Raw genomic sequence first — 12,341 nt, forward strand, 5'->3', positions numbered from 1 at the left:
TTGCTACGATAAAACTGATTTAACATTATTTTTGAATTGAACCTCTTCAATAGCTGGGTCAACAGTAACCTGATTACCTACTACCATTAAATACTCCTCAGGTGTTTTTGACGCAATAATCACCCCTTTCTTAATAAAAGATTGACTTCCAACTACAGAATTCTCCAGCCAAACATTTTCTTCTACTACAGTATGAGGTAAGATTACCGAATTTTTTATATGTGCCCCCTTTCCAATTTTAACACCATTAAATATTACTGCCCTTTCAACTGAACCACTTATTTCGCAGCCATCACTTATTAAACTATGGTGTACTTTGGCACTCCTATCTATATATGAAGGAGGCTCATTATTTTCAACACTATAAATTTTCCATTCTGGAGCTTGTTGAAAAATATTTGTTCCTTTATTTAACAGATCCAAATTTGCCTCCCAAAAGCTTCTAACCGTTCCCACATCTCTCCAGTACCCATGAAAATCGAAGGATGACAAATGAAATCCCTCGTCTAGCATGGAGGGAATAACATCCTTGCCAAAATCTCTGTGTGTAAATTCCTTTTGCTCTTCCTTAATTAAAGTATCTTTTAGAATTGGCCAATTAAAAATGTATATTCCCATCGATATTAAATTGGTTGTGGGCTTTTGCGGTTTTTCTTTAAATGCTAGAATTTTATTTGACCGCTTATCAATTTCTAGTACACCGAATTGGTGTGCATTTTCCCATGGAACTTCCATAACCGCAATGGTACAATCAGCATTTGTTTCAATGTGATGCTGAAGCATCTCTCTATAATCCATCTTGTAGACTTGGTCAGCTGAAAGAATGAGTACATAATCAGGATTGTGTTGCTCGATGAATTGAAAGTTCTGAAATACTGCATGTGCCGTACCATCATACCACTCCACACCTAAACCGTCCCGTTGGTATGGTGGAAGGATTATTAATCCCCCAAACCTGTCTGCAAGCTTCCATTGATTACATTGACCAATATGCGAATGTAATACTAGGGGATTATATTGAGTTAAAATCCCCACAGTTTCTATCCCTGAGTTTTTGCAATTACTTAAGGCAAAATCAATGATACGATATTTCCCCCCAAACGGCACAGCTGGCTTTACGATAGTTTTTGTTAGTAAATTAAGTCTCGTTCCCCTCCCACCCGCTAACAGCATGGCTATCCAATTTGGTTTATTCATTGTTCTCCTCCTTTCCTTTGTACAATTTGTACTCCTCAATGACCCTCTGTTTAATCCATCTGTTTATATCTCTATTATCGCCTGATTTTTCCATTTAAGCGGCTTACATGTTACATCTCTGTGAAAAGTATTCATTTTTTTATCGACACCCTCTTAAAGAAATAGTACGTAATATGGCTGTTTTTGTCCGAAATTTGAAAGAAATAAAAAAAGGTACCTATAGATAGGAACCTTTTAAATAGTATTTTTTTTACTTACAAAGTTTTCTTGAATACGAATACTAAAATTTATCGTATACCAGTTTTAATGATAGATTGAACGACCTTTGTCTCTTGATATGGTATATCTTTTTTTCTATAAGCATGCCAATAAGCCATTGCAATAAACACGGATCCTCCTACTGCGTTTCCTAAGAAAACCGGAACAAAATTGGTAAAATACTGTATCCATGAAAAATGGCCTGCAAAAATCGCAGCAGGAATGACAAACATATTGGCTACTACGTGTTGAAACCCAATTGCCACAAACGCCATGGTTGGAAACCAAATCCCAGCTATTTTTCCAGTTATATCATTTGCTCCATAAGAAAGCCACACTGCGGAAGCCACTAACCAGTTACAACCAATACCAGATATAAACGCTTGGATAAAGGTGGCTTCAAGTTTATGCTCTGCAATACTAACCGTTTTTTCTAAAAAAGGACCAGTTTCAGTAAGACCTACTAAATGACCAAAGAAATAGGCGACAAAAACAGCACCTAGAAAGTTACTAATTGTCACAAGAAACCAATTAAATATGACCTTACTAGTAGTCACCTTTTTTGCCATCTTTGCAAGCGGTACAGCCATCATATTACCTGTTAATAACTCTCCTCCTGCAAGTAATGTAAGAATCAATCCAATAGGAAATACAGATGCGCCAATCAAGCTGCTTAATCCTTCCAAATTTATGGATAAGCTTGCTGTTACACGAATGCAAAGTAAATAACCTAGCGCAATAAATGCACCTGCTTCAAAACCTAAGATAACTGTCTGCAATGGAGAGTTTTTAGTTTTCTTCGTGCCATTTTCTATGGTTATTTCCATAATTTGATCTGGTTTGCTGTATGCCATAAGATGTTACTCCTTTTTTATTAGGCTTTGTTAAAGTTGTCTGCTGATTTCCGTTCCAGGCGCTTCGCTTTCCGCGGGCGTTCCGGGAGCCTCCTCGTCGTTCCTCCTGCGGGGTCTCCCGAGACCACTACTCCCGCAGGAGTCTTCACGCCTTCCACTCCAATCAACAGAGTATAAAATCAACAATGTTCTTTAACACAGCCTTTTATTAAAATTCTTTTTATTTGTGATGTTCTTAACATACTTTTATTTTACCGCACATTATTCCTTTTTCCTGTGAACTTTTCTTTAACGATTATTAAACGTTTTCAATCTTTTTCCTAATTCAGCAAAAAGATTTTATTCCTGTGAAATATTTGTTATAATGAAGTGGTTTTAACATTATTGAGGGGGAAATATATTTCTATGTCAGTTGAAATAGGCAGCAAAGTACAAGGAAAAGTAACAGGAATCACTAATTTTGGAGCATTCGTAGAATTGCCTGGCGGTACAACGGGTCTTGTGCATATAAGTGAAGTTGCGGAAAGCTATGTTAAGGATATTAATGACCACCTTAAAGTAGGCGACATGGTTGAAGTAAAGGTAATTAGTGAGAAAGACGGAAAAACTGCCTTATCCATTAAAAAAGCAATCGATAGACCGGAAAGTCAAACCTCTTCTTACTCACAACGCCCAGCAAGACAAGGGAGATCTGACAACCGTTCTAAAGATTTTCGTCCAAAAAGCAATTTCAAACCTAAAGAATCATTTGAAGATAAAATGGTTAAGTTTTTAAAGTCTAGTGAAGAAAATTTATCTTCACTAAAGCGCAGCACAGAAACAAAGCGTGGCGGCCGAGGCGGAAGACGCGGATAAGCTAGCTCGTAGGAACTATATAACCAAAAAGAAGAGCTGACTGTTTCTAGTTAGCTCTTCTTTTTGGGAAATGATTAGTTCTCACAATACTTCTCCAAATAGTTAATTAAATTCAATAATTTTTTCCATATTTTTTAATTGCAAAGGACGTAAAGACGGATAAAGTAATAATAGTCCATAACAAGGAGATCTGTGGATTTATATCACTTACTACAAATAAGGATGGAATCTTTCCAAAGACTGCATCATCCATGGTTAGAAACCAACCAAGAAACATATTATTTGCCGCATGAGCACCAATCGTTATTTCTGCGCTATTTGTTTTTGCAGTAATGTAACACCACACTATTCCAGAAAGTACATAATCACTACCGACAAAAAATGCTGAATAATTCATTTCCGGGTTACTGAAATGCAGCATACCAAAAATAGAACCTACAATGATTGATAATAATAGCGAATGAGTAATCTTTCGACCAAACCACTGCATAAGGTAGCCCCTAAAAAACACCTCTTCCGCTGTAGTTTGCATAGGTGTTAAGATTAAAACAAAGAAAAACAGCTGAAGAAAGTCCTCCCATTTAATATTATTGAATGCATAATCTCCTGGATTTAAAATAAAATCAATCAGTGTCGTTCCAGAAACTAAGCAAAAAAACAAGCTGAATCCCCAAAAAATTCTCATCCAGTTTATTTTTTTATGAGGAGTTATGAGAGTTTTGAATGTTCGTTTATGAATCAGCCTAATGGTAATAACTAAACCCAGCAGCCAAAAAACATAATTAATATGTGTCAAAACAAAATCATATAGCGGATTAACATGAACACCCACCAACTCAATTCTATCGAAATAAGAATTTGGATCTCCATCTGCCTCAGCAAATGCACTTAAAGCAAAAAGGTACATTATACCCCCTAAAAATATAAAAAAAACTATAATTACAAATGATAATAAATACCTTTTCCAATTGTTTTTTCCTTGGTTCATTTTAATAAAATTTTGTTGCAAAACCTCTCCCCCCTAAACCTATTTACAAGAATTTATTCTTAAGTTCTCCCTTATTAATTTTGTTGCTTATTATTATATCTTCTTCCAAAAAAATACACACGAGAAATATTTTAACAAATCTCGTGTGTATATGACTGTCTTGTTTACTTAAACTTCTCTGGAAACTGTTTTACAATCCCATCAGTTAGTATTTCACCCATATGGATAAGATGTTCTTCGTTCGTGTCAGCTGTTTTTATATCACTAGCCCAATCCCCTTTTAACCGATCATCTACTTCATCTCTTGTTAACTTTAAATGCGTATAAAACATTTCTGTTAAACCCTTTTTAGACCAATTTGGGTTGGTACTTGCTAGAAATGCTACAATTTCATCTGCGTTTTGATACCAGGTTTTATTAAATTTTTCCAGACTGGCTTGATCATTTTTTTTTTGCCGCCTCGATTATCTTACCAGCTATCATAATATGTTCCTTCAATAAAATGGTAAGCTTGTTTCCTGCCTCTTGCCCGTAATAAGGTTTAATAATATTTCCTAGATCCTCTTGATTTTTCAGTAGTCTTTCTAGTACAGCATTTTGATCCTTGAGCCCTGCAAGATTTGAAACAATGAATTCTCTTGTCCACCAGGCATGTTCTACCCACAGTTTTTGCATTGGATATTTTAGATTGATGACAGATTGTGATATACATATCTTCTTTACTGGTGTTCTCACCTGTGCCCCAACATTAGTTGTGTTGATCATGGCAAGAAAGAAAACAATTGTAATAGTTAGTATCTTCTTTTTCTTGGTTGTTTGCTCCTTTTTGTCTGTGTTATTCGGTATTAGTATTAATAACTTTTTTCAACTTATGCTTTTAGGCACCATAAATTTTGGCAACCCACTTTTTGTATAAATTCTGATATAGTAGTTTATAGCGAAGAATAGAAAGGATTTATGACAACCATGAAATGTTTATCAATAGATTTAGATGGTACATTATTAAATTCCAAGCAAGAAATTACTGAAGAGAATGTGAAAGCATTAAACGAATTGCAAGAACGAGGGCACTGCGTTATTTTAAATACGGGCCGTGCTTACGCAGATGTGATTAAATTACCGGCAGTACAAAATATGGAAGTTCCTATCTTTTGTATCAATGGTTCTGTTTTATATTCTGCATCAAGAGAGGTGCTGTATGAAGCAACTCTTCCTGTTTCCATTTATCAAGAAATGTTTTCAATTTTAAAAGAATTAGGGGTAGGAATTCTCGTTTATACCAATTACGGTGGCTTTCCGTCTACCTTGCCTCCTTTACATGGCAAAAGTAAAGAAGAGCTAAATATTCTTTTTCAAGAATTCAATTATGATGGAATTTTGGAAAAGGAACAATTAAAAATCTATAAAGTAATTGCTTTGGTCCATCCTGAGCAACAAGAACGTGTAGAGGAAATAAAAACTGCATTAGCTGGAAAATTTCCGATATCTATGGCATCATCTTTCCCCAATAATGTCGAGATTACCTCCAATGAAGCACATAAAGGCAAGGCTTTATTACGTTACCAACAGATGATGAACCTTTCGTTTGAAGATATTATTGCATTTGGTGATGGCGGCAACGATTTGGCACAGTTTGAGGTGGCCAGCACATCGGTTGCAATGGGGAATGCCCCTCTTCATGTTCAACAAAAAGCCAATCTCATTACAAAAACAAATGATGAAGATGGTTTTGCTTATGCTGTACGTCATCTATTACAATTAATAAACACTGACAAAGAAGAATTGGTATTTTAATATGTTTAAAAAAATACAAGCTGCCCATAAGGTGGCTTGTATTTATATATGAAAATATTAGTTTACATAATAATATTATTTTTCGGAAAAACCAAAGGGAAAACTTTAAACCGCATATTCAAAACAGCCTCGTATATATTTCTGAAAAATCAGATTAAAAACATTCGCTTATATAAAAAAAGCTACTAAATTACGACGGGACGAAATCCTACTTTCCATCATAACCTGAGTAGCCTTTCTATTTGTATAATTTTATTTTGTTTAAGCCTTTTTCCAAAATTTACATATTCATTGTGTTACTCCTTACATAATTTATTCTAGTCCGGCCTCTTCCATCGAAATTCTAGTTAAGGCTGACCAGTCTTGATTCTCTCGGCCCTTTGCTACAGAAGCAAGGAGGCGATTATGTACTAAGTTAGCAAGTGGCATCGGGGTTTTTGTTGCGGTTGCTTCCTCCAGGACAAGATTGCAATCTTTTAGACCAAGTGATAGCTGAAAACCAGCAGGTTCAAACCTTTTCTTAGCAATCATCTGACCGTATCCTTGATAGACTGTACAGTTAAATAAGGTTGACGCATAAACCTCTGCAGCTAACTCTCGATCAATTCCATTTTTCTCTGCTAAATTAAAGGACTCTGCCATCGCCTCCATAGCAGCCATAATCATAAAGTTACCACCCAGCTTTATCACATTGGCAGCACCCGGTTCTTCACCAATATCAAAAATCTGCTGCCCTAGAGCTTCTTGCACTGGCTTGATACGCTTTTTAGCTTCAAGTGGACCAGATGAGAGGATATTTAGTTTTTGAGCTGTCGCTGCCTCAGGTCGACCAAAAACAGGGGATGCTACCAAATAACTGCCATGCTGTTGATGAGATGCTGCTAGTTTCTTTGATGTCTCGGGAGATACGGTGCTCATTGATAAGTGAATACCACCAGCACCTAACTTTTCAGCAAATCCATCAGGCCCCAAGACAATCTCTTCGAGTGCCTGGTCGTTTGACACCATTGTGATCACTATTCCACCAGTGGTAACTGCATCACATAATTTATTTACCTGCTGAGCCCCTGCTTCCACTACATCAACTGCTTTACTAGGTGTACGGTTATACACCTTTACCGTATATCCTGCTTTTAAAAGATTCAAAACCATTGGTTGTCCCATGTTACCAAGACCGATAAAGCCCACTTCTTTTGTCATCTTTAGTGCCTCCTTTATAATATATCTTTACAACCCATAATATAGATGGTTATTTCCCACTGCAATTGTTAAGTATAACAAAAAAATCCACTAAAGGTCATAAGAGACCTTTAGTGGATTTTTTCAGCTATTTCGGTCGCGTAGAACCCTTATAGGAGACCTTTCTTTCGTTTTTCCAGCTGTTTCGGTCGCATAGAGCCCTCATAGGAGACCTTTCTTTCGTTTTTTCCAGCTGTTTCGGTCGCGTAGAATCCTCATACGAGACCTTTCTTTCGTTTTTCCAGCTGTTTCGGTCGTATTAAAATAAATGTGGAATATTCATCAATGGAGGAATGAGCAGCGCAGCCCAGATAAGGGTAATGAAGGCCGCAAAAATCATCGCTAAGGATGAAAACGTTGCTTCCTGTTCACCGTACTCTAACGCTTTATTAGTCCCAGCTCCATGTGCCCCCATCCCTAAAGCGAGCCCTTTGGCAATTGGGGATTTGATTGACAGAGATTTAAGAACCATCGGACCGACAAAACCGCCAATTACACCGGTTAAAATGACAAAAACAGTTGTCAGGGTTGGCAATCCACCAATTTCTTTTGATACTTCTATCGCAATTGGAGTCGTGATAGACCTTGGAAGGATGGAAGTGACGAAATCATAGTTCAAGTGAATTAATTTTGACAGTCCTAAGGTTGACAAAATAGCTACGAGTGAACCTGAAGTAATACTAATGATAATAGTACCGATATACTTTTTAATAATCGATAAATTTTTGTATATGGGTACCGCAAAGGCAACAGTGGCTGGACCCAATAGATGAGTTAGCCACTTAGATGCCTCCAGGTATTGAGTAGCTGGTACATGTGTAATCGATATAAGAACAATTAATAAGATAGGTGCAAGCAGTAACGGATGAAAAAACGGAAGTGCCATTTTTGTATAGGTTCTTTTGGCAAACCGATAGATAAGATAGGTTATGACCGTAAATAGTACCGTCATCAATGCTGCTCACTCCTTTTACGACCTGATATTTTTTCAGCAATTAATGCAGTCATTCCCATAACTATTGCTGTACTAATGGCAATTAAAACAACAATTTCCGCACCCTGAAGGCTAATAATTTCATCATAATTTACTATTCCAACTGCGGATGGAATAAAAAATAACAGCAACTCAGCCATCAGCCAACTTGCCCCTTTTTCCACCCATTCCAGTTTAATAATTTTGAGATAAAGCGCTAGAAAAAGAAGAGCTAATCCGAACATAGAAGCGGGAATTGGAAGAGGAATCAATTCCTTTAGTGCCACACCAAGAAATAAGAAAACATGTAAAAATAAAACTTGTATCATTATTACTCCTAGTTTCATTGTGTACTTCCTTTCTAAATATGAAAAAGGGAGCAAATGATCTCCCTTTTGTTTCCTTTAATTAACTACTAGTAATAGTACAGCGATATTTACCATTCGTAAAATACATATTTAGAATGTTTTTCATAACTCAAAGTTATAATGGTTCTTTTAGAATGAAATCAATAAAGGTTCTCCCCGCGTTAGAAATGTAGCGGTCTTTTTTTGTAATGACAGCTAGTTTCCACATAATATTATCCTGAAGTTTAATTACCTTTAAATCCGAATTAAAAGCCCGGTTGCAGATCGATTGTGGAAGGATAGTAATCCCAAGGTTTGCTGCAACCATCTCCGTCATCAGGTCCCATTGAGAACTCTTGAATAAAATTTTAGGTTCAAAACCAACAGCAATGAAATGGTTTCTCATTATTTGATTTAAAGCAAATTCCTCATGATAAAAAATAAACTCTTCTTCCCTTAATTCCTTTAACTCCACCTCTACACGATCTGATAAATGATGATCTTTGTAAACCACTAGCCTCATCTCTTCCTCTACGATGGGATAAACCGAAAATTGCTGTTCATCGATTGGAAGTACAGCAACACCCAGTTCAAATTCACCTTCTTCCACACTTTTTACGACTCTTGCACCACCATACTCTGTAATATTTAATTCTATATTCGGAAAAGCATGATGAAATTTGGCCATGACCCTTGGAAAAAACAAGCTTCCAATAAATGGAGGTAATCCAATGTTGATTTGACCTCTTGATAAGTTCGTCATATCAATTAGAGTAGTTTTCATTTCATCTACTAACACGGTCATCCTTAGAGCATATTCGAGGACCACCTTCCCTGCATCTGTAAGGTCACTAGTCTTGTTGGTCCTAATAATCAATGTCATGCCCAGTTCATCTTCTAGTGCCATTAGAGACTTGCTCAATGCTGGCTGAGAAATATGCATATTCTCTGCTGCTTTTGTAATGCTTTTATGCTTAGCTACCTCAATAAATAATCTTAACTGCCGTAATTCCAATGAAAACACCTCGAATTTTAGTAACTAATTTTTATTATAAAGGCTTTGTTAAACTTGCCTGTTGATTTCCGCTCCAGGCACTGCGCTTTCCGTGGGTGTTTCGGCGAGCCTCCTCGGCGCATGCGCCTGCGGGGTCTCCCCTGAACCACACTCCCACAGGAGTCTTCGTGCCTTCCGCTCCAATCAACATGTGTAAAAATCAACATTGTTCTTTAACACAGCCATTATAAAATACATTTTAAATAAACAAAACATCTCCCCTATTGTAGGGAGATGTTTGAATACTTACAAAGCGCTCTCTGTTTTATTTTTAACACGGACTGCAGTAACCTTCTGTAGCCTTACAAACAATGATGTAATAATAATCGCAGCCAAAACAGGAAGCAACCAACCAAGTCCATCCTTGTATAGAGGTAACGCTCGCTCATAAAACGAAATAATCGGAGCCAGCCAGGCAAAATAGTCCATTTCTAGCAAACTGCATAAGATTTTAAACCCATCAATTATACTTATACAAAATGTGACACCAATAACAGTAACATATACAATTTGCGAATGGTTAAATAGCTTAGATACAAAGGCTAGCAACATTAAGGCAATTGCAAGTGGATAGAGAAACATTAACACAGGAATGGAGAATGTAATAATGTTTGATAATCCAAAATTTGCTATAATTAAAGAAATCAAGGAAAAGAACACAACCCACATTTTATAACCGATTCTAGGCATTAAAGTATGAAAGTATTCACCACAAGCTGTCATCAGCCCGATACTGGTTGTGAGACAAGCAAGTATGATTATAATGGATAGCATGACTGTTCCGAACGAACCAAAATAATAAGATGCAGCCTTTCCAAGGACAGGTCCCCCTGTATCAAATAGGCCGAACGCTTCCGTACTTGTTGCCCCTAGGTAGGCAATACCAACATAGATGATTCCAAGAAAAAATGTTGCGACAATCCCTGATTTAGCTGATGCTAAAAGGATACCACGGGATGAGGTTATACCCATGGAACGAATCGCGTTGATGACAATAATACCAAATACAAGCGAAGCCAGTGCATCCATTGTATTATAGCCTTCCATTAAACCTTTCATAAATGCGCCGGTTGAATAAGATGCTTGTGGTGCTTCAATCGTACCGACTGGTTTTACTATTATCATGAACAGTAGCACAAAAATAAGGATGATAATGCCTGGAGACAGTATTTTCCCCACATTATCGACTATTTTCGCAGGGTTTAGAGAAAACCAAAGTGTAACAACAAAAAATAATAGGGTAAATATTATCAGTCCAGCATGTCCATTATTTTCATTCACAAAAGGTGCAATTCCGATATCAAACGCAACAGCTCCCGTTCTAGGAGCTGCAAAAAATGGACCTATGGTTAGGTATAGAAGAGATGTAAAGACCACTCCAAAGACTGGATGAATACGGCTAGCAAGCTCTTGTAAATTCTTACTTCCCGAAACACCCATTGCCAAGATTCCCAGAAACGGCAAGCCTATTCCCGTTATTAAAAATCCTCCAACTGCCAGCCAAATGTTTGATCCTGCTTTTTGACCAAGCGATGCTGGAAAAATTAAATTTCCTGCGCCGAAAAACAAGGCAAACAACATCACACCAATGATGAAATACCTTGAAAAACTTAATTTATTTTGCATAAATAATGCTCCCACCTTAGAATTCCAATACTTATAATAGATTAGTAATTTCAAATATTATTCCTGAATAATATTACTATTCAAACACTCGAAATTCAACCTATTTTAACGATTTATTTGATAATTTCAAACTGACAAAAGTTTACTTTTGTTTTGGGACTAACCTTAATTTACTCCTGATCTAATGGAGATTTTAAATTGTCATTATATAAATCAATAAAAAGAGAACTATTAGATGATATAACAGCGTATTGAATATCTTTCAGTTCCAGGTTTCGAGATTGCAACTCCTGATTGAGCCAAGCGCTTGTGTATTGTGAGTTAAAATTCTTCTCAACAACCCTTCCATCCATGATTAGTTCTATAGGAAGATGGATATCAACACTATTATTAGTTGGAACAATTTCATTTTTGGTTACACTTTGAAATTTTGTCTTTTTCAAAACAGATAACTTACCACTAACTTCTAGTAAAGCAAACTCCACTTCGATTAAATCAAAAATCCCTTGCTCTCTTAGCTGCTGGTTTAAATCATCAAGCGTATACCGTATTTTCTTCATATTACCATCTAAAAGCTTCCCATTCTCAATAACAACTGTAGGCTCCCCTGAAAGCCACAACCGAAAACGTCTGTTTTTATTAGATATGAGTGAACTAATAAAGTACATAGAAATAAGTGCAGTAAAAGAAGCCAACATTGGGGTAAATTTTAAATTCGTATCAAAACCCATATTAGCAATAAAAGAACCTAGCGTTACAGATAATGCAAAATTATAGTGATTGTTATGGGAATTTACTTGTTTTCCAATCCATATCGAAACTGTCAATAATATTAAAAATGAAAAACACGTTCGCAGAACGGCAATAATTAAAGTCTCCACTTGATTCATCCTTCATTTTTTCATCTAAAAACTCTCTTTGTAATATGAGCCAAATAAGAAATGAATATTAATCATTTCTATAATATTATAGAAGCTAAGGTAAGAACAAAAGGCTGAAGCACCTCGTTCAGCCCCGACAGGCAAATGTTCTTCGGCGGGAAAACAAAAAAGACAACCCATTACAGGTTGTCTTTTCAATTGCCTGGCAACGTCCTACTCTCACAGGGACTTTCGTCCCAACTACCATCGGCGCTGAGAAGCTTAACTTCCGTGTT

At 36.5% G+C, this 12,341-nt stretch carries 13 protein-coding genes and 1 rRNA gene; 2 read left to right on the forward strand and 12 right to left on the reverse strand.

All coding sequences use genetic code 11. The annotated features are described in order from the left end of the window. Positions 1-3 precede the first annotated feature (3 nt). Both AC3A54_RS23670 and AC3A54_RS23675 read right to left on the reverse strand, forming a co-directional pair. The gene (locus AC3A54_RS23670; protein WP_487656450.1) at positions 4-1,197 is read right to left on the reverse strand and encodes a glucose-1-phosphate adenylyltransferase; all 1,194 of its coding nucleotides are present in this window, start codon (positions 1,195-1,197) and stop codon (positions 4-6) included. Between the two features lie 287 nt (positions 1,198-1,484). Continuing rightward, positions 1,485-2,309 carry a formate/nitrite transporter family protein gene (locus AC3A54_RS23675; RefSeq protein WP_487656451.1) on the reverse strand — a complete coding sequence of 275 codons (825 nt, stop codon included), beginning with the start codon at positions 2,307-2,309 and terminating at the stop codon, positions 1,485-1,487. A 405-nt stretch (positions 2,310-2,714) separates the two neighbouring features. On the opposite strand from AC3A54_RS23675, the gene AC3A54_RS23680 reads away from it, so the two are divergent. Then, positions 2,715-3,164, forward strand: coding sequence for a S1 domain-containing RNA-binding protein (locus tag AC3A54_RS23680; RefSeq protein WP_335547638.1), 450 nt, complete (start codon positions 2,715-2,717; stop codon positions 3,162-3,164). Between the two features lie 112 nt (positions 3,165-3,276). Here the strand turns inward: AC3A54_RS23680 and AC3A54_RS23685 are convergent, their stop codons facing one another. From AC3A54_RS23685 to AC3A54_RS23695, 3 genes are all read right to left on the reverse strand, one after another. Beyond that, complete coding sequence (locus tag AC3A54_RS23685) at positions 3,277-4,173, reverse strand: CPBP family intramembrane glutamic endopeptidase (RefSeq protein ID WP_487656452.1); 897 nt, start codon at positions 4,171-4,173, stop codon at positions 3,277-3,279. 143 nt (positions 4,174-4,316) lie between these two features. Beyond that, the gene (locus AC3A54_RS23690; RefSeq protein WP_487656453.1) at positions 4,317-4,484 is read right to left on the reverse strand and encodes a hypothetical protein; all 168 of its coding nucleotides are present in this window, start codon (positions 4,482-4,484) and stop codon (positions 4,317-4,319) included. Between the two features lie 109 nt (positions 4,485-4,593). Then, a complete protein-coding gene (locus AC3A54_RS23695) occupies positions 4,594-4,887 on the reverse strand; it encodes a hypothetical protein (protein WP_487656454.1) in 294 nt (97 codons plus the stop codon). A 231-nt stretch (positions 4,888-5,118) separates the two neighbouring features. Between AC3A54_RS23695 and AC3A54_RS23700 the strand changes: the two genes are divergently transcribed. Next, positions 5,119-5,946 (forward strand): HAD family hydrolase, encoded by an 828-nt coding sequence (locus AC3A54_RS23700; protein ID WP_487656455.1) that lies wholly within the window; start codon positions 5,119-5,121, stop codon positions 5,944-5,946. Between the two features lie 312 nt (positions 5,947-6,258). On the opposite strand, the gene AC3A54_RS23705 is transcribed toward AC3A54_RS23700, so the two are convergent. The 7 genes from AC3A54_RS23705 to rrf form a co-directional block, all read right to left on the reverse strand. Continuing rightward, complete coding sequence (locus tag AC3A54_RS23705) at positions 6,259-7,146, reverse strand: NAD(P)-dependent oxidoreductase (RefSeq protein WP_487656456.1); 888 nt, start codon at positions 7,144-7,146, stop codon at positions 6,259-6,261. A 298-nt stretch (positions 7,147-7,444) separates the two neighbouring features. Further along, complete coding sequence (locus AC3A54_RS23710) at positions 7,445-8,137, reverse strand: LrgB family protein (RefSeq protein ID WP_487656463.1); 693 nt, start codon at positions 8,135-8,137, stop codon at positions 7,445-7,447. Beyond that, positions 8,137-8,505, reverse strand: coding sequence for a CidA/LrgA family protein (locus AC3A54_RS23715; protein WP_487656457.1), 369 nt, complete (start codon positions 8,503-8,505; stop codon positions 8,137-8,139). The genes AC3A54_RS23710 and AC3A54_RS23715 overlap by 1 nt, the downstream gene beginning before the upstream one ends. Before the next feature lie 136 nt (positions 8,506-8,641). Beyond that, positions 8,642-9,520, reverse strand: coding sequence for a LysR family transcriptional regulator (locus AC3A54_RS23720; protein WP_487656458.1), 879 nt, complete (start codon positions 9,518-9,520; stop codon positions 8,642-8,644). Positions 9,521-9,805: 285 nt separating this feature from the next. Next, entirely contained in the window at positions 9,806-11,185 is a 1,380-nt protein-coding gene (brnQ, locus tag AC3A54_RS23725) for a branched-chain amino acid transport system II carrier protein (protein ID WP_487656459.1), read from the reverse strand. A gap of 170 nt (positions 11,186-11,355) precedes the next feature. After that, positions 11,356-12,066 (reverse strand): DUF421 domain-containing protein, encoded by a 711-nt coding sequence (locus tag AC3A54_RS23730; protein ID WP_487656460.1) that lies wholly within the window; start codon positions 12,064-12,066, stop codon positions 11,356-11,358. Positions 12,067-12,266: 200 nt separating this feature from the next. Continuing rightward, positions 12,267-12,341: ribosomal RNA gene (gene rrf, locus AC3A54_RS23735) — 5S ribosomal RNA — on the reverse strand; the annotation flags it as partial.

This window comes from Neobacillus sp. Soil_C_43 (assembly GCF_057656715.1).

Coding starts and splice junctions, on each gene's coding strand:
- AC3A54_RS23670 (WP_487656450.1), bottom strand. CDS start 1,197: ATGAATAAACCAAATTGGATAGCCATGCTGTTAGCGGGTGGGAGGGGA.
- AC3A54_RS23675 (WP_487656451.1), bottom strand. CDS start 2,309: ATGGCATACAGCAAACCAGATCAAATTATGGAAATAACCATAGAAAAT.
- AC3A54_RS23680 (WP_335547638.1), top strand. CDS start 2,715: ATGTCAGTTGAAATAGGCAGCAAAGTACAAGGAAAAGTAACAGGAATC.
- AC3A54_RS23690 (WP_487656453.1), bottom strand. CDS start 4,484: ATGTTTTATACGCATTTAAAGTTAACAAGAGATGAAGTAGATGATCGG.
- AC3A54_RS23700 (WP_487656455.1), top strand. CDS start 5,119: ATGAAATGTTTATCAATAGATTTAGATGGTACATTATTAAATTCCAAG.
- AC3A54_RS23705 (WP_487656456.1), bottom strand. CDS start 7,146: ATGACAAAAGAAGTGGGCTTTATCGGTCTTGGTAACATGGGACAACCA.
- AC3A54_RS23710 (WP_487656463.1), bottom strand. CDS start 8,137: ATGACGGTACTATTTACGGTCATAACCTATCTTATCTATCGGTTTGCC.
- AC3A54_RS23715 (WP_487656457.1), bottom strand. CDS start 8,505: ATGAAACTAGGAGTAATAATGATACAAGTTTTATTTTTACATGTTTTC.
- brnQ (WP_487656459.1), bottom strand. CDS start 11,185: ATGCAAAATAAATTAAGTTTTTCAAGGTATTTCATCATTGGTGTGATG.